15 protein-coding genes, 1 tRNA gene and 1 pseudogene are annotated in these 16,064 nt (G+C 69.0%); 9 read left to right on the top strand and 8 right to left on the bottom strand.

The window, feature by feature from the left end:
- Positions 1-380 precede the first annotated feature (380 nt).
- Positions 381-556, top strand: a pseudogene (locus AB0M03_RS37705) (site-specific integrase); the annotation flags it as partial.
- Between the two features lie 69 nt (positions 557-625).
- On the opposite strand, the gene AB0M03_RS37700 reads toward AB0M03_RS37705, so the two are convergent.
- The 5 genes from AB0M03_RS37700 to AB0M03_RS37680 all read right to left on the bottom strand — a co-directional run bounded on the left by AB0M03_RS37700 (position 626) and on the right by AB0M03_RS37680 (position 4,619).
- A tRNA-Pro gene (locus AB0M03_RS37700) sits at positions 626-699 on the bottom strand.
- A gap of 100 nt (positions 700-799) precedes the next feature.
- Entirely contained in the window at positions 800-1,741 is a 942-nt protein-coding gene (locus tag AB0M03_RS37695; protein ID WP_363500675.1) for a metallophosphoesterase, read from the bottom strand.
- A gap of 44 nt (positions 1,742-1,785) precedes the next feature.
- Positions 1,786-2,388 (bottom strand): class I SAM-dependent methyltransferase, encoded by a 603-nt coding sequence (locus tag AB0M03_RS37690; RefSeq protein ID WP_363500673.1) that lies wholly within the window; start codon positions 2,386-2,388, stop codon positions 1,786-1,788.
- 1,054 nt (positions 2,389-3,442) lie between these two features.
- Positions 3,443-3,910 (bottom strand): NUDIX domain-containing protein, encoded by a 468-nt coding sequence (locus tag AB0M03_RS37685; protein ID WP_363500670.1) that lies wholly within the window; start codon positions 3,908-3,910, stop codon positions 3,443-3,445.
- On the bottom strand, positions 3,897-4,619 hold the full coding sequence (locus AB0M03_RS37680) for a DUF5919 domain-containing protein (protein ID WP_363500667.1): 723 nt from the start codon (positions 4,617-4,619) through the stop codon (positions 3,897-3,899). The genes AB0M03_RS37685 and AB0M03_RS37680 overlap by 14 nt, the downstream gene beginning before the upstream one ends.
- Positions 4,620-4,882: 263 nt before the next feature.
- On the opposite strand from AB0M03_RS37680, the gene AB0M03_RS37675 reads away from it, so the two are divergent.
- A complete protein-coding gene (locus AB0M03_RS37675; protein ID WP_363500677.1) occupies positions 4,883-5,314 on the top strand; it encodes an ATP-binding protein in 432 nt (143 codons plus the stop codon).
- 208 nt (positions 5,315-5,522) lie between these two features.
- Complete coding sequence (locus AB0M03_RS37670) at positions 5,523-5,837, top strand: hypothetical protein (RefSeq protein ID WP_363500664.1); 315 nt, start codon at positions 5,523-5,525, stop codon at positions 5,835-5,837.
- A 1,837-nt stretch (positions 5,838-7,674) separates the two neighbouring features.
- Here AB0M03_RS37670 and AB0M03_RS37665 read toward each other — a convergent pair.
- Complete coding sequence (locus AB0M03_RS37665; RefSeq protein WP_363500661.1) at positions 7,675-8,088, bottom strand: GntR family transcriptional regulator; 414 nt, start codon at positions 8,086-8,088, stop codon at positions 7,675-7,677.
- 204 nt (positions 8,089-8,292) lie between these two features.
- On the opposite strand from AB0M03_RS37665, the gene AB0M03_RS37660 reads away from it, so the two are divergent.
- From AB0M03_RS37660 to AB0M03_RS37640, 5 genes are all read left to right on the top strand, one after another.
- Complete coding sequence (locus AB0M03_RS37660; RefSeq protein ID WP_363500658.1) at positions 8,293-8,691, top strand: hypothetical protein; 399 nt, start codon at positions 8,293-8,295, stop codon at positions 8,689-8,691.
- Between the two features lie 29 nt (positions 8,692-8,720).
- Positions 8,721-8,930 (top strand): hypothetical protein, encoded by a 210-nt coding sequence (locus AB0M03_RS37655; protein ID WP_363500656.1) that lies wholly within the window; start codon positions 8,721-8,723, stop codon positions 8,928-8,930.
- On the top strand, positions 8,930-10,369 hold the full coding sequence (locus AB0M03_RS37650) for a cell division protein FtsK (protein WP_363500654.1): 1,440 nt from the start codon (positions 8,930-8,932) through the stop codon (positions 10,367-10,369). Before AB0M03_RS37655 ends, AB0M03_RS37650 begins: the two co-directional genes overlap by 1 nt.
- A 33-nt stretch (positions 10,370-10,402) precedes the next feature.
- The gene (locus AB0M03_RS37645; RefSeq protein ID WP_363500651.1) at positions 10,403-11,179 is read left to right on the top strand and encodes a DUF2637 domain-containing protein; all 777 of its coding nucleotides are present in this window, start codon (positions 10,403-10,405) and stop codon (positions 11,177-11,179) included.
- Between the two features lie 106 nt (positions 11,180-11,285).
- Entirely contained in the window at positions 11,286-12,749 is a 1,464-nt protein-coding gene (locus AB0M03_RS37640; protein WP_363500648.1) for a replication initiator, read from the top strand.
- Between the two features lie 356 nt (positions 12,750-13,105).
- Here the strand turns inward: AB0M03_RS37640 and AB0M03_RS37635 are convergent, their stop codons facing one another.
- Entirely contained in the window at positions 13,106-13,597 is a 492-nt protein-coding gene (locus AB0M03_RS37635; protein ID WP_363500645.1) for a hypothetical protein, read from the bottom strand.
- A gap of 322 nt (positions 13,598-13,919) precedes the next feature.
- Positions 13,920-15,434: a recombinase family protein gene (locus tag AB0M03_RS37630; protein WP_363500642.1), complete on the bottom strand. Its 1,515-nt coding sequence runs from the start codon at positions 15,432-15,434 to the stop codon at positions 13,920-13,922.
- Positions 15,435-15,456: 22 nt separating this feature from the next.
- On the opposite strand from AB0M03_RS37630, the gene AB0M03_RS37625 reads away from it, so the two are divergent.
- Positions 15,457-15,912: a GatB/YqeY domain-containing protein gene (locus AB0M03_RS37625; RefSeq protein WP_363500639.1), complete on the top strand. Its 456-nt coding sequence runs from the start codon at positions 15,457-15,459 to the stop codon at positions 15,910-15,912.
- Positions 15,913-16,064: the final 152 nt, after the last annotated feature.

The raw sequence follows: 16,064 nt of genomic DNA, 5'->3' as shown, positions 1-16,064 counted from the left end.
CATCCGTGCCACGGCGCGAAGCGCTCGCACCGCCGGATAGCGGGCTGCGACACCGCCTGACCGGATACCACCCCGGCGCCGTGTCGTGGTGCGCGTTGTGTGCGCGCTGCTCGGTGCGCTGCTCGGTGTGCCGGTTGTGGGTGCCTGCCGTGATCCCCCCTGCGGCGTGCCGGGCCATCGACGTCCGGGTCGCTGCGCGCCGCCCCGGGGTGTTGCGGCAGGTCACCCGGCCCCGCCTGCGCTCGGGCGGGCCGGGCCCGGCCTGTCGCTGGGGCACCGCAGAGACGTCGACCGGCGTGAGCCAGTCGACCGCGGTGGACTCGTTCGGCAGCTGCTCGGTCCTGCCCTCGGGGTGGCACCGGGAAGAGCAGGGCAAGGCGGAGGGCGTCACCGCGGCAGACCGGACTCCCCGAGAGCTGCGCCACGGCTTCGTGCCCTGGTGGGCCATTCGAGTACGGCGGTCACCGAGGACGTCGACCGGAAGCAGATCCGCCCGGTGATCCGGACCGGGGCGACGGCCATGGGCGAACTCTCCAAGCGCGCCCCTGAGGCGTAGTCACACAGTTGGACACGCGCAACGACAAGAGGCCCTGCCGGATTTCTCCGGCAAGGCCTCTGCACTGGGTCGGGGTGGCGGGATTTGAACCCACGGCCTCTTCGTCCCGAACGAAGCGCGCTACCAAGCTGCGCTACACCCCGGTCCTGCTCTGTTGCCTTCCGTCTCCGGCGCAACGAGTAGAACTCTACAGGAGGTGTGCCGAGAGACGAAATCCGATTCCTTTCGGGGCGTCGTGGCTGGTCAGCGGCCCGGCGTCAAGGTGAGGAGGGTGGCCTCGGGCGGGCAGGCGAAGCGGACCGGGGTGTAGCGGTTGGTGCCGCAGCCGGCGGACACGTGGAGGTAGGAGCGGTGGCCGCCGGCCTTGTGGGTGGAGAGGCCCTTGACCCGGTCGGTGTCGATGTCGCAGTTGGTGACCAGGGCCCCGTAGAAGGGGATGCACAGCTGACCGCCGTGGGTGTGCCCGGCGAGGATCAGCGGGTAGCGGTCGGCGGTGAAGGCGTCCAGCACCCGCAGGTAGGGGGCGTGCACGACGGCGAGCGACAGGTCGGCGTCGGCGGAGGGGCCGCCGGCCACCTTGGCGTACTTGTCGTGGCGGATGTGCGGGTCGTCCAGGCCGGTGAATTCGACGTCCAGGCCGCCGATCGTGAGGCGTCCGCGGGCGTTGTTGAGATTGAGCCAGCCGGCCTCGTCGAAGCCGTCGCGGAGCTTCTGCCAGGGGTTGTGGACGGCGCCCTTGATGCCGCGGCGGCCGGTGCCGTCCGGGTTGTTGAGGCCGTGCACGCCGGTGCGCAGGGCGGTGAGGTACCGGGTGGGGCTCTTGCGGGCCGGGCCGTAGTAGTCGTTGGAGCCGAAGACGTACACGCCGGGGAAGTCCATCAGCGGCCCGAGGGCGTCCAGGGCGGCCGGGACACCGAGCGGGTCGGAGAGGTTGTCGCCGGTGTTGACCACGAGGTCGGGGCGCAGGCCGGCGAGGCTCTGCAGCCACCGCTGTTTCTTCTGCTGTCCGGTCACCATGTGTATGTCGGACACCTGCAGGATCCGGATCGGCCGTGCGCCGCGCGGCAGGATCGGGACCTCGACGCGGCGGAGGCGGAACGAGCGGACCTCGTAGCCGGCGGCGTAGGCGAGGCAGGCGGCGCCGGTGGCGGCGATTCCGAGCGGGACGGAGTACAGCGGTCGCATCGGTCCATGCTCTCAGACCCCGCCGGGACCCGTGAACGGGCTGGTCACTCCGGGTGGCGGCGCACCGCGACGACGCTGCTGAGGTCGGCGGCGAGCGGGAGGTCGACGGCGCGCAGGGCGGGGTGCTGCAGCCAGTGCAGGCGGGCCTCGTCGGGCCGGCCGTCGAAGAGCGGTGGCCAGCTGTCGGCCGGGGTGAAGTCGTCCACGACCAGGACCCCGCCGGGGGTGAGCAGCTCCTCGGGGTCGGCGGCCGGACCGCCCTTGCCCTGCCCGCCACCGTCCAGCACCAGCAGGTCGTACGGGCCGTGGACGTACAGCTCGGTCCAGTCCGCGGTCAGCACCCTGACGTGCGGGGCGTCCGCGAAGAGGGCCGCGGCGGCGGCCGCCCGCCCGGGGTCGCGCTCGACGCCGATCAGCTCGGTCCCCGGCCGTGCCCCGGCCGCCAGCCAGGCCAGCCCTACGCCGTACCCGGTGCCGCTCTCGCCGATCCGCAGCCGGGCGCCGCCGGCCAGGACCTGCAGCAGCCGCCCTTGTTCGGGGCGGCAGGAGTACGGGAATCCGGCCCGCCTCGCCGCTGCCACCGCCCTGGCCACCCCGCCGGGCAGTCCGGCCTCCCCGGTGTACGCGTCCGTCCCCGCCGTCGACACGGGCGGATCGTCGCACGCCCGCCGGCAGCCCGTGGGCCCTTTGCCGGTCCCCGCCGGGGCGGCCGCTGCGGGCCCCGCCCAAATTGCTGCGCGGAAAGCGGTCCGGCCTGCGAAGATTTGGGCCATGACGACAGTCAAGCGATGCTTGGATACATGAATGGCGGAGCTGCTCCCTGGAGAGCAATGGGGTGGTAGCCGAGCGCGTTTCCCATGGTCAGGGGCTCATGGGTCTGTCGCATGGACTTGCTCATGGCTCCTGACCCGTCTCGCCGAAGTTTGACGAGTCTCACCGATGTTTGACCGGGACGGGTTTGTCTCATCGAAGTTTGATCACCAGGTCCAGAGATGATGCTCCGGCCCGGTCTGCTGGGCCTGATTGCCCTGGTCGGAGGCTAATTGGGTTGGCGGGTTTCTCGGGGGGTGTTAGGAACTGCGGGTGATGTTGTTCGCGTGTGTGGCCTGTGGTTCTGCGATCACGGGGCCGTTGACCGAGTTGACTGAGATCCCCGCTCGTCCGATGGACCAGGGCTATCCGAAAGACAGCGGGACGCGGACGGCGTCCGCCACCGTGCCACGGGGGTGCTTCGCGGTGGAACCGGAGCCTTGGGGCGCACCGTTCGTGTCGTGCGAGGACCCGGTGGCGATCTTCCCGGGAGGCCCGTGCGTTTGTGATCCGGACGGTGACGACTTCCTGGTGTCTGCAGGGCCGCGAGGGACGGTGGTTCTTCATCCTGGCGACGCGCCGAGCCTGGAGCCGGTCCGTGCCCCGAGCTTCGACGATGTCGGCTGCTGCGGCCTGTCGGGCCGGGGCGGGATGAACCGCCGGTGCCCGTGCGGTGCCCCGGTGGGCACGGAGATCAGCGATTGCTCGACTCCGTACGAGTTGCACCTCGACCCCGGACAGGTCCATCAGCTCACGGTCTGATGGAGCCACGCCGGCGGTTCATTGCCACGGCCAGCAGCCGTACCGCTGAACCGCCGATGGGCGGGCCGAACGTCGTGCGGTCAAAGTTCGGTGAGACGGGTCAGCTCCGTGCCCGCTTTCGGCGCACAGCTACCGCACGGCGGGCCCATGGCCGGAGCGCCAGTCATTGATCCGCTTCCGGATGCTCGCGACCATGGGCAAGTCGTCTACGTCGTCCGGGGCGAACCACGCCACTTCGAAGGACTCATCGGATACGCGCAGGACCCCGCCCGTTGGCCGGGCGAGCAGGCAGATGGAGAACTCCTGGCGGACCTCGCCGTCGTCGTACGCGAAGACGTGGCCGGGATTGGTGTATGTCCCGACGATGCCGGTGATCTCGACGTTCACCCCGGTCTCCTCGTAGGTCTCGCGGATGCCGCAGTCCGCGAGGGATTCGCCGAGTTCCATCTTTCCGCCGGGCAGTGCCCACATCCCGTTGTCGGTGCGCCGCTGGAGCAGGATGCGCCCGGCATCGTCCACCACGACCACCGAAGCGGCCGGCACCAGGCTGTTGGGCTTGGGGGCGTTCGGGTCGTCCTCGTAGTCACGCCTGGCCATGCTCGGCTACCTCCCAGATGTTGCGTCCGCGACTCCAGAGCTCCTCGACATGATCGGCGAAACGGTCGAACATGCCGTCGGCCTGGGTACGCCTCAAGTGCATCATGGGCGAGTCGTGGCCGACCCTGCGGGAAAGGATCGGTGTCACGATCATCTCGTCGTCGAAGCGGAACACAGACAGGTTGACGTGGCCGGTCTCGAATCGGCCCTCGATGTTGCCGACCTCCCGCAGACGGTGTAGCTCGCTTATGGTCACCGCGATGCGGGTGGAGAGGGTGAGCGGAACGTTCTCCTCGTCCTCGCGGGCCCGGGTGACAGGGCTGTCGGGATCACCGATCAGGAACCTGATCCGGCACCCTGCCTGTGCCTTGCGCCGAAGTGCGCCGGCGAGGTTCGCCTGTTCGAGCCACAGGAAGTAGTTGGTGTAGCCCGCGAAGGTCAGCTCGTGCTGCGCCTTGGTGATGAGCGAGCGCCAGAGTGAGGCCGGTGCGGCTGACCGGTAGGGGAAGACCTGGATGACCTCGCGGTCGGGACCTGTCTTGAGTGCCGAACGGACGGCGGTGGGCCACAAGGCGGCTTCCTCCTCACCTAACGCCTCGCAGGCTGCCCATCGGTGGCGGGCGTGGGGGATGCGGCTGGGGTCGGCAATCCATCGGCTGACGGTCTTGGCATCGACGCCGCACACCTCTGCGAGCTGAGCTTCCGTCATCTTGGCACTTGCTAACGCGCGCCGAAGACCGTGGTTCATAGTTCGCCTCCGTGGCCCATGGGGGACGGGACGAACACTAACGGCGAAGTGTCCCAAACGTCCCGCAAACGCGGTAGGAACGCCCTGACGTGCAGTGGAACATCAGAGTGTGATCGAGAGCTGTCACTCCGTGCTGGCGGAATTCCCGTCGGGGGAATGCACCCGTGGAGCAGTGCGGCACTCGCCCAATGACCCTGCCCGGAGGGGGCGTTGACGTGCCCGAAATGCTGGAGAGGCGGCCTGCGCTTGCGGGTGAGCATGCTTGTTGGCTGCCGCGTCACCGGAAGTCTGCCGGGGCCGCGCGGCGGCACCTGCGCGGCTTCCTCGCCGACCTGGACGGCGGTGAACTGTATGCCGATACCGGGGAGTTACTGGCAGATGAGCTGGTCGCGAACGCGGTCGAGCATGCGCGCGTACCGCCCGGCCGATTGATCTGGGTCCGGTTCGAGCTGTCGGGTGGATTGCTGCGGATCGAAGTGCACGACGCCAGCAATGGGCGGCCGTCTGTGCGTATGGCGGGGGAGGCCGACGAGGCGGGTCGGGGCTTGTGGCTGGTCGAACAACTGGCAGTGGCGTGGGGTGTCCGCTCCAGGCCCGGAGGGGTGGGCAAGGTCGTGTGGGCGACGGTCTCGCCAGCGCAGGAGAGCGAGGGGTGAGCGTACGGGGGGTGCTGGCTGTCCGCTTGCGGGCCACGAGTCTGGTCGGACGCTGCGTGTACTGCCGAGGGCTGGTTAGCCGAGCTACTGCACGGGTGTTCTCCGCTTCCGGGGACCGCCAAGCGGTGGCTCATGTTTGGCACGAGGTACGGCCGGGTGAAGGAGCGGCGGCGCTCCGCTCTGGCCACGATGTGAGGGAGACGGCTCGGTGATCAGCAGGGGTCCCAAGGATGAGGGTGCCGGCGGGCCAGTGGTGGTGGAGATCGAGGGTGTGACGGTCCCAGCGACCTTCGCCCGTCTGCCTGAGGCCGTGGCGGCGGTGTGGGAGGCCATGCGGGCGCTCCCGCTCGGCAACACTCAGTACGAGGCTTACCGGTACTTCTTCACGCGCCACGATGCGGCGGACCGCGTAACGGACTTCCTCCGACGCGATGGCTACTTGAGCTTGTCGTTCACGATGCAAGGCCGGCCACACACCGTCCGGGTCAGCCCGGCATCGCCTGGGGGATCGTCCTCGACCTGACTCGCGTTCTCGGCAACTTCACAGCCGCCGGACCACCCCTGACCTTGGCGGGAGCGGGGTGGTCCGGCCTCGGGCTGGCCATCTGATCAACCCTGGTGCCGATGGTACTGGGGCCTTCGGCATGCCTTCGAACCGATTCCTGATGGGAGGTCAGAGGCGTGCGAGCGCTGAGGATGGCGGCTGGGCGGCGATGCACGGTGCCGGGACGGGGACCACTCCGGCCGGGCTCCCCGATAGCTGCCGAGAGTAGGGGCGGGCGGGTTCGGTCAAGCCCGCACGTACGGGCCTGCACCTGGCCCTCGGTGGCGAGCGGTGCGGGCTTGACGGGTTCCGTTCGCCCCGGATCATCGAGCAGCGGGGAGCCCGGACGAACGGCGAGCAACCATCGGCCTGGACCCCGGCCACGTCGGGCCGGACAGCCTGTCCGGCTTCTCCTGGACCTGTGCCGACCGCCAGGTGTGATGTTGCGCCGCCAGCGGGGCCGCCCAAAGCGGGGCGCGAGACAGGAGCGACGGGCGGCGACGCGGCGGCGCGGCCCGCCTCTGGCGGGCCGCCTTGATTCAGTAAAGAAACTTTGAACACGCTCTCTCTGCCCTCCCGTTGACCTTGATCTGGGCCGTCTGCTGCCAGCCGTGCAGCTGCTGCTTCTTGCTGCCCTGATGAACCGTCGGCGGCCTGGTCACCACTGTGCCCTTCGCCGCTCACCGGCCGTCGGCCCCATGCTCGGCTTCGACCGCTCGGCCTGGCCCGGTCCCCGCGTTGATCGCTGGTCGCCGACCTGAGACTCGGCCGCCCCAACTGCCGGGAGCTACCGCAAGATCGGCCGAGCGGGGGCGAAGGTCATGCGTGCGCGTCGAAAAAGTTCGGCCGGGATGTCACACGGACACCGGTTTTCCGGCCTGTAGCAAGTGACGGCTGCGGACCACTGGGACGGACGGGAGGAAGAGGGCATGTCGGATATGCGCGCGGGATCGCCGGAGTCTGTCCACAGGCTGTGCGTGGCGTACTGGTCACACGGGGCGGCGGGGGCTTCTATACGGGAGTTCCGGCCGGACCAAATTGCGGATCTGGATGCACTGTGGGGCCGTTCGGAGTCGCCAGACCGCGGGTCCAGAAAGTGCGGCGGACGCCACAAGTGATTTTCCTACCAAAAAACTCAGAAACGGGTGGTTGTTATGCAAATAGGCGCCGGAGCGAGGCGAGGTTGCGCTTCGGGTTGCGTGTGCGGCGGAATCCGCGTGATGGGATCAGGGGAACGTTTATCCCGTCCTGCGGGATCTGGCCGGCTCGTGTGCGTCCTCGGGTTGCGGCCCGGGGCTGTGGTGGCGGCATGGTGAACCTTGATGGCTGGTGGCCTGCGAGTTCGACTCGCCTTGATGGCTTGATCACGGACGCGTCACGGCACCTTGACGGGAGGGGTTATCGAAGCGTTGCGAACCGAGGCATATTCATCAAGGAGTTCATCAAGGTGCATGGGATTGAGTGTCGTGACCGACCGGTCGCGGAGCCTTCTCGCCACTCGGGTCCATTTCCGGCCGGCGGCAGGTCGCCCGAAATCACCACCCCATGCCGGCGTTCTCGCAACCCGGTCAGCAGCCGGACGGCGGGGGTGCGAGACTTGCCGGTTTCTCACCGGCGGCTGATGCGGACTTATTACCGCCGCGGCGGGCGCTCGGCAAGAAAATCGGCGAGCTTCGCAGGGTTTAGTACAGCGACCGAAGCAACTTCGACATACGGGGAGAAAGGGATCTGATGCACGGCGAGATCAGCCGTCTCACGGAGATGCTGGCGCGGCTTGGCGGTCAGCTGGCCGACCTCAACGAGGAAGCGGCCCGACTCAACGAGAGGATCGTTCGACTTCTTCCAGGCGCGCCCGGATCTGCTCCTGCTGTTCCTTCAGCTGCTGAACCTGCGCGGTAAGTCCGGTGACCAGTTCCGAGATCTTGGCGAGATCGGCGGCGGAGACCTCGACGGTTTCGCCGCCCGCCTCGGCCGTCTCGGCGGCCGGTTCCGGCTGGGGTGTGGCGCGTACGAACGTGCCGACGCCCTGGACGGCATAGACGAGGTTCTCCTCGCGCAGGACGCGGACCGCGCTGCGGGCGGTCATGTTGGCGATGCTGAACCGCTTCTCGATCTCGGAGAGGGCGGGCAGCTTGTCGCCGGCCTTCAAGCGGCCTTCGGCGATGTCCTGGCGTAGGGCGTCGGCGGCCTTCTGGTAGGGCGCCCGCTCCTCGTCGTTTCTCCGGTTCATGCCGTCCAGGGTAGCCCCCGCTAGCACACCCAAGCCTTGTCGCACCCGAAATTTCCCGTCCTGGGGCAGGATCACGTCCGCAGCACTGCTAGGTCTGATTGACAGTGCTCGGCAGGCTTGTGCTACAACATACCTAGCACCGCTTAGCGGTCTAGCAGGGTCGGTGTCCTCCGGCCCCCTTCATCTCTCACCTCTGGAGTCCTCATGGCTCGCATCACCATCCGCCCCGACCTGACCGGCACGACCCACATGGTGGCCGTGCCGCCGGTGCCGAAGTTCGCCGACGCCGCTACGGGGCAGGTCGCCACCGATCGGGAGACCGGTGCGTCCCTCTACACGGTCCAGCTTCTGGAGACGTTCGAGGCGACCGCTCAGCTGATCAAGGTGACCGTGCCGGAGACCGGTCTCGACGCCGGTCTCGTGCCCGGTGCGATCGTGCGCCCGGTCGGCCTGACCGCCACGCCGTGGGCGAACCTCTTCAACGGTCAGGTTCAGTCCGGTGTCGCCTACCGCGCTGCGTCCCTGGTCCCGGTCGTCCCCGCCGCTGCGGCCTCCGCGCCGAAGGCCAAGGCGTCCACCGCTGAGCCCGTCGCCGCGTCGTGACCGCCCGCCCCGCCCGTGTCGTCGGGCCCGTGGACTCCTCGTCTGCGGGCCCGGCCCCGGCCCCGGCGGTCTATCCGCTGCCCGCGCCGGACGACGACCCCCGCTTCTCCCTCGGCTTGGTTCTCGACCTCGCGGCCGTCCTCGCCGAACACGGCTACCCGCCGATCACCTCCGGCGCGGACCTCCTGAACCTGCAGCAAGCCCTCTTCGGCTTCCTCTACGCCCTGGACGTGACCTGATGAACCCCTCCACCCCGATCCCCGACTCGGGGCCGCTGACCTCCTGGCCGTGGCTCCCGTACGCGACCGGTGCGCTCGCCCTGGTCCTGCTCGCCTGGCTGCTCGTCATCTGCGGCCGGTACCTGAGGGCAGACACAGGCACCCGGACGAGCATCCGCCAGGCGGCCCGCATCCGCCGGACCTGGCCGCGCCTGGCCCGCAACCTCGGCCTGGTCACCCTCGACCGCACCCCCACCCTCCTCCAGACCCTCGCCACCTCGGCGGACAAGAACGGCGGCAAGCCCGAACCCAAGGTGCTCACCCCGAAACTGTCCACCACCGTCGACCAGTACGGCGTCATGGTCACCGTGAAGACCGTCGCCAAGGTCGGCCTGGCCGAATTTCAGAAGCACGCCGACCATCTTGCCGACGCCTGGGCCTGCACCCGCGTGTCCATCAATCCCGGTAAGCCCGGCACCCTGCGCATCCGCGCCGTCCGCGATGAACCCCTCCTCGTCCCCTACACCTTCACCCCCGACGGCAAGCCGCCGACCGACCTCGCGGTGTGGGACCTGGGCCTGGACGAGTACGCCCTCGCCACCGTGCTGCGCATGGACAACGTGCCCGGCGTGTGCGTGGCCGGCCTGCCCGGCTACGGCAAGACCTCGCTGATCAACAAGCTGATCGCAGCCCTCGCCCCCTCGGACGCGGTGCAGTTCGCCGTTGCTGACGGCAAGGTATCCGAAGCCCACGAAGGCGACTACGCGGATGTAGTGGGCCGACTGTTCGCATTCGTCGGTGACGACCTGGAAGCGGCGAACAAGCTGTTCACCCGCCTCGTGGAACTGCGCCGCTCACGCTCCTCCGCCATCCGCCGCACCCTGGGCACGCCGAACATGTGGGACAAGGGGCCGAGCAAGGCTTGGCCGCTGGTCGTCCTCGTCATCGACGAAGCCCACACCTACTTCCGCGACTACAAGGGCAGCGACCCGACGACGAAGAAGTACGCCGCGCTCACGGCCGACAATGCGCGCCTCATCGAGGACCTGGTGAAGAAGGGCCGCTCGGTCGGAATCGTGGTCATCGTCGCCACGCAGAAGCCGACCGGCGACGCCATCCCCACCTTCATCCGCGACGTGTGCCCCGTGTCCCTGTCCTTCGCACAGAAGACCACCGAATCCGCGGTGGCCGCGCTCGGCGAGGACATCCGCAACTGGCCCGACGCCAACCCCGTCACGATGCAGGACCTCGGCTACGTCGGCGTCGCCACCATGGCCCGCCAGGGACACGAAGGTTTCACCCGCATCCGCCTGCCCAAGGTCCACCCCGACCACGTGGCCCGCATCGTGGCCGACACAGCCCACCTGGCCACCGACCCCGTTCAGCTCCTCGACCTGCTCACCCGCCCCAGCCTCCTCAAGGGCGACGACCTCGACACCACCGCCCTGACCTCGCTATGACCCCAACTCGCAGACCGGAAAGGAGAACCGGCGATGACCGCCGCCACCGCGCACACGCCCGGCCCGGATGACACGAGCGCCTTCACCCGGAACACCATCACCGCCGTGATGGCGCTCATCGCCGCCCTCGCCTTCGTCTTCTCCTTCGGCAACATCTGGGCTCTCGCACTGCGCCTCGACGTGCCCCACCCGATCGCCCCGCTGATCGGCCCCATGGTGGACCTCTCTGTCATCGGCCTCCTGGTCGCCCTCCACCACCTCACCCTCAAGGGCACCGCCCCGGTACACCTCGCCCCCGCGCGGCGGCTGATGCACCTGTGCGGCGCACTGACCATCGCCCTCAACATCGCCGAGCCCATCGCCGCCGGCCACTGGGGCCGCGCCGCCCTCGACGCCGTCGCTCCCACTCTCCTCCTCGGCTGGGGCACCGTCGGTCCCTCCCTCCTCGCCCACCTCCACACCCCGACCACCAACCCCAACAGGCACACCGCCCCTGACGCCCCCAGCACCCTGACCCCGCCTCCTGCTCCACAACCGGCGGCCCCGGATATCAAGCCCGGCCTCGCGCCCACCCCGACACCCGCTCCGGCCACTGCCGACCAGCCCCCGGTTACTGAGCCCGCCCCGGCTGCGCCCCCAGCTCCGCCGGACGTACCGGCCCCGCTCCTGATCGCCGCCCGCCGGATCGCCGACGCTCACCACGCCAGCACCGGCGACGTGATCACCTCGGCCCAGCTCCGCGCCCACCTCGGCGTCCCCACCTCGCTCGCCGACGCCGCACACGCACACCTCGCGGCCGTCCCCGTCTGATCCCCGCACACCCGCCTCGCGCCGACCGCGAGCACACCCGCCCGGTCGGCGCGACGGCACCCCCATGCCCCCCGCACCTCTTCAACTGCCCGGAAGGACAGACCAGATGGCCGACCTCGACCCCCGGCAGATTCCCTCTCTGTACGTCCGGGACCTCATCGACCTCGCCCAGCGCGACGACTTCGACCGCATCGAAGCCACCATCGAGCGCCTGGCAGGCTGCACCCGCCCCATCCAGCTCACCGGCAGCACCACCACGTTCGACACCGCCACCGGCGAGTCCGTGCGGCACTACACCACCGAGACCGAGCCGCTCGGCCGTCTCCTGGTGGCCTGCGGCAACCGCCGCGCAACCCGCTGCCCGGCCTGCTCGCGCACCTATGCCGCCGACACTTACCAGCTCATCCGCGCGGGCCTGGCAGGCGGCAAGGGCGCCCCCGAGGACGTGCGCACGCACCCCCGCGTCTTCGTCACCCTCACCGCCCCCTCGTTCGGCCCGGTCCACAACCGGCCAACCACCAAGAGCGGCAAGCCCTTCCCCTGCCGCTGCGGCACCGTTCACCCTGCCGGGCACCCCACCCTCGGCACACCCCTCGCTCCCAAGACGTACGACTACGCCGGGGCCGTCCTCTTCAACGCCCACGCCGGGGCCCTGTGGGCACGCTTCACCACCTACCTGCGCCGCGCCGTCGCCCACGCCGCCGGCCTGACCATCGCCGAACTGCGCGAGCAGTGCCGCATCTCCTTCGCCAAGGTCGCCGAGTTTCAAAAGCGCGGCCTGGTCCACTTCCACGCCATCGTCCGCCTCGACGGCCCCGAAGGCTCCACCGCCACCCCACCCGACTGGGCCAACGTGGATCTCCTCACGGCTGCCGTACGCGAAGCCGCCCCTAAGGTCTCCCTCACCGTCACCGGAGATTCCATCGGAGAGCGCGAACTGCGCTGGGGCCAGCAGCTCGACGTACGCGAGATCACCCGTCCGGACGCCACCGCCGACGCCTCCACCCCCCTCACCGACGCCGCCGTGGCCGGCTACGTCGCCAAGTACGCCACCAAGAGCGCCGAAGGCACCGGCACCATCGACCGGCCCCTGTACTGCGGCACCTGCAAGGGCCGCGGACGCATCCCCACCCCCAACGGGCTCACCGACGAGTGCACCTCGTGCGACGGGACCGGCCTGGCCGAACCCATCGCCGACCTCAACGTGGCCCAGCACGTGCGGCAGATGATCCGCACCTGCTGGGACCTCGGCCACCGCGCCACCGACTTCGCCGAACTCAAGCTCACCAAGTGGGCTCACATGCTCGGCTTCCGGGGCCACTTCTCCACCAAATCCCGCCGCTACTCCACCACTCTCGGCGCACTCCGCGGTGCCCGCCGCACCTGGCAGACCGAACAGGCCCGCCTCCGCCATGGACACCCACCCGTCGACCCGGAGACCACCTGCGTCATCTCCGACTGGCGATTCCTCGCCACCGGCTACAGCCCCGGCGAGGAAATCCTCGCCGAAACCGTCCGCCACAACCGCGCAGTCACACAACGCCTCAAGCGAGAAGGGGACCTGCGGTGACGGCGACCACTCGGGTATCGGACCACCTTGCCTCCCGTAGGCGTGACGATGCGGCAGCACGCGCGTTCCACCTGGATCGGGTGTGCGCCAATTTCCCGACCACGATCAGTCCAGAGGGTGCGCGGCGACTTGCAAGCCTGCTGACTGCCCCGTCTGCCAACGCCCGGGCCGCGTGAACACATGAGGGGTGCGTTTCTTTTTGAGGGACCACCACGCTGACCAGCCGGGATGTGACTGACTCGCACGCGCTTCGGCGCGCTGTTACGAGACCTGCGGGTTGCCCAGTGGCCGCAGCGGCCGGGCTGGACCGACTGATCAGGTGCATGGCGATCGCTCTGGAATAAACGCACCCGTGGTCAGAAGCCCTTTTGGAAGTCGTAGGCGTACGGCCCTGGCACGAATTTGTCTGTCGAGACCAGATCCGCCGTAATGGTGCCACCTGGCGGTACATCGCTGGCTGACCCCAGGAGACTGGCGACATCCTTCCCGTCCTTGAACACCGTGATCGTAAACGTGTTGGTGCCGCCGTCGGGGTTATCTCCTGTGTAGGTGATACGAGCCCGTCCGCCGAAGTCGCCAAGGCCGTTGTCCCGCACCGTGATCGAGTCCACCCGCCAATCGCCACTCTCGATCGGGGGCTGAGTACCTTTGTCCTGAGGGGCGGCACTGGTGGTCGTCGGCGGGCTGGTGGTGGGCGCGGTGGTCGTCGGCGGGCTGGTGGTGGGCACGGTGGTCGTCGGCGGGCTCGTGTTTGATCCCTCGCCGCCGTTATCTGTGCCGCATGCCACGAGCACCACAGCCAGCAGACTCAGGACAACGATCCGTCTCTTCATCGCGGCCTCTTTCATGCTTGGTCAACGAAGCATGACCGTATGGCGAGGCAGTACAGGACACACTTTGAACGGTGCGGGCGGGTGAACGGGCGGATCGAGTAGCCCACTTTTGGGCTGTGGGGTGCGTTTCTTTTTGAGGGACCACCACGCTGACCAGCCGGGATGTGACTGACTCGCACGCGCTTCGGCGCGCTGTCACGAGACCTATGGGCTGCCCGGTGGCCCGCAGCGGCTGGGCTGGATCGACTGATCAGGTACATGGCGCTCGCTCGGGAGGAAACGCACCCACACACGAGAGGGCTCCCACTATGCGGGAGCCCTCTCAGGTATGTCCGGGTTACAGGGGGTTCGGCTCGATGTCGATGCGGCCGTAGTCCAGGCGGTTCTTGCGGTCGTGGGAGTCGCCGATGATCACAGCCGCGAACAGGAACCGCAGCACGGCATTCATGCGGGCGTAGTCTTCCGCCTTCTCCAGATCCTTCCAGCTCGCCTCGGCGTTGGAACCGACCAGGCCTTCCAGAATCTCGACTGCCGGCCGTACCACGGCCTTCCTCTCAACCGCGCTGATCCGGTCGTCAACCTGCTTCTTCATCTGCCGGTACTCCCGGGTGGTGAGCTCGCGCTTCTCCCACATGTCCTTGAGTTCGGTCAGCTCCTGGCGGTCGGCTTCAAGGGCTTCGCGGTCCGCGTCGGAGAGCGCGGTTGCTGTGTCCCGACCTGTCACGTCCAGCTTGGTGAGCAGCCTGATGGCGGCGTCCCGGACGAAGCTCTCCAGTGGCTCAGCGCTGACGGCCCGGTAGCACCGCTTGGAGTCCACACGGGCGACTCGGTTGCAGAGGTACTTGCCCCCGCTGCCCTTCATCTGTGTGCCGCACTTCTTGCATGTCACGACACCTCGCAGGAGGTAGAAGCGCTTGGGGACCTGCCTTCCCCGCCCGGCAGGCGCGCGTAGAGTGCGGCGCTCCTGTACCTCGTCCCACAGACCCCGGTCGATGATGGCCGGCCATTCACCGGCGCCGATGACCTCACCCCGGAAGACGCGAAGTCCGGCCACGTGACGACTGCGCAGCACGACGGTCACGTTGGCAGCGTTCCACTCTCCACCGAGCGCGGTCGGTAGCTTCCGAGTGTTCAGGTCTCGGGCGATGTTGGTGATCGTCTCGCCGTTGAGGTAACGCTCGTAAATCTCTCGCACGATCTCGGCCTCGGCCGGGATGATCGTGGTCCCGCTCTTGTCGTACCCATAGCGGCGCTTGCCGGTGTGCGGCTTGCCGTCCTGGGCGCGCTCGATCAGCGCCGTCTTGAGCCGACGGGACGTGTCGTCGCTGGATCGGCAGGCGTGGGCGACCTCGATCCGCAGAAAGAAGCGGTCGTCGGGATCGGCAAGGTTCCGCTGGTTGGCTTCGCCATGGAGGGTGATGTCGTGATCGTCCGAGATCTGGAGCAGTTCTTCGAGGTCGCGGGGCTGCCTCATGAGGCGGTCGGGGTGGTAGGTCAGGATGTGCCGGACGCCGCCCTCGCGGGCCTCGTCAAGCAGGGCGTTCCATCCGGGCCGCTTTCGGTCCCGCTTCCAGGCTGACCGGTTGTTGTCGACGAACACGCGGTCGTCCCGAACCGTCAGCCCGAGCCGCTCGGCGATGTCACGGCATACTCGTTCCTGGCGCTCGACGCCGGTCTGATCCTCGTCGTTGACGTGGGAGATCCGGCAGTAGATCGCTGCCGACTCGCCCGCCCAGTCGGCCCGGGACCGCCTTGCGACCCCGGTGGCCTCCGTCATCCGAGCGAGCTTGCGCGCCCGGATCTCGTCCCGGCTGACCTGCGAAATCTGCGAAACCTGGTTGAGATCGTCCACGGCTGAAGGATATGAAGGAGATATGACTACGCTCAAGGAGCAGCTGCAGGAGGACCTCACGGCTGCGATCAAGGCCCGGGACGAGCTGCGCTCGTCCACCCTCCGGCTGACGCTGGCCGCGGTCACCTCGGAGGAGGTGGCGGGCAAGACCAAGCGGGAGCTCTCGGACGACGAGGTGCTGAAGGTGATCGTCCGGGAGGCGAAGAAGCGCCGGGAGGCCGCGGAGGCGTTCGAGAACGCCGGGCGTGCCGAGTCCGCCGCCCAGGAGCGGGCGGAGGGCGAGGTGCTCGCCGGGTACCTGCCGCAGCAGCTCTCGGACGAGGAGCTGGCCGCGATCGTGGCCGAGGCGGTGGCCGAGAGCGGTGCCTCCGGGCCGCAGGCGATGGGCGCCGTGATGAAGCTGGTGCGCCCCAAGGTGGGCGACCGGGCGGAGGGCGGCCGGGTCGCGGCCGCCGTGAAGGCCGCGCTGGCGGGCTGACCGGCCCGACCGGTCGCGGACGGACCGGACGCCGGAGGGCGGCCACCCCGTGTCGGGGTGGCCGCCCAGCGGGGGGGGGCGGGCGGGGGCGCACGGGCGGGGGGCGCGCGGGGTTGCCGCCGGCGTGGCGCGGGGCCGGGTGGGGGCCCCCG

The organism is Kitasatospora sp. NPDC051914, assembly GCF_040680995.1.
Lineage (GTDB): Bacteria > Actinomycetota > Actinomycetes > Streptomycetales > Streptomycetaceae > Kitasatospora.
The sequence above is the reverse complement of the archived record's forward strand: the minus strand, read 5'-3'. Positions and strand labels throughout refer to the sequence as shown.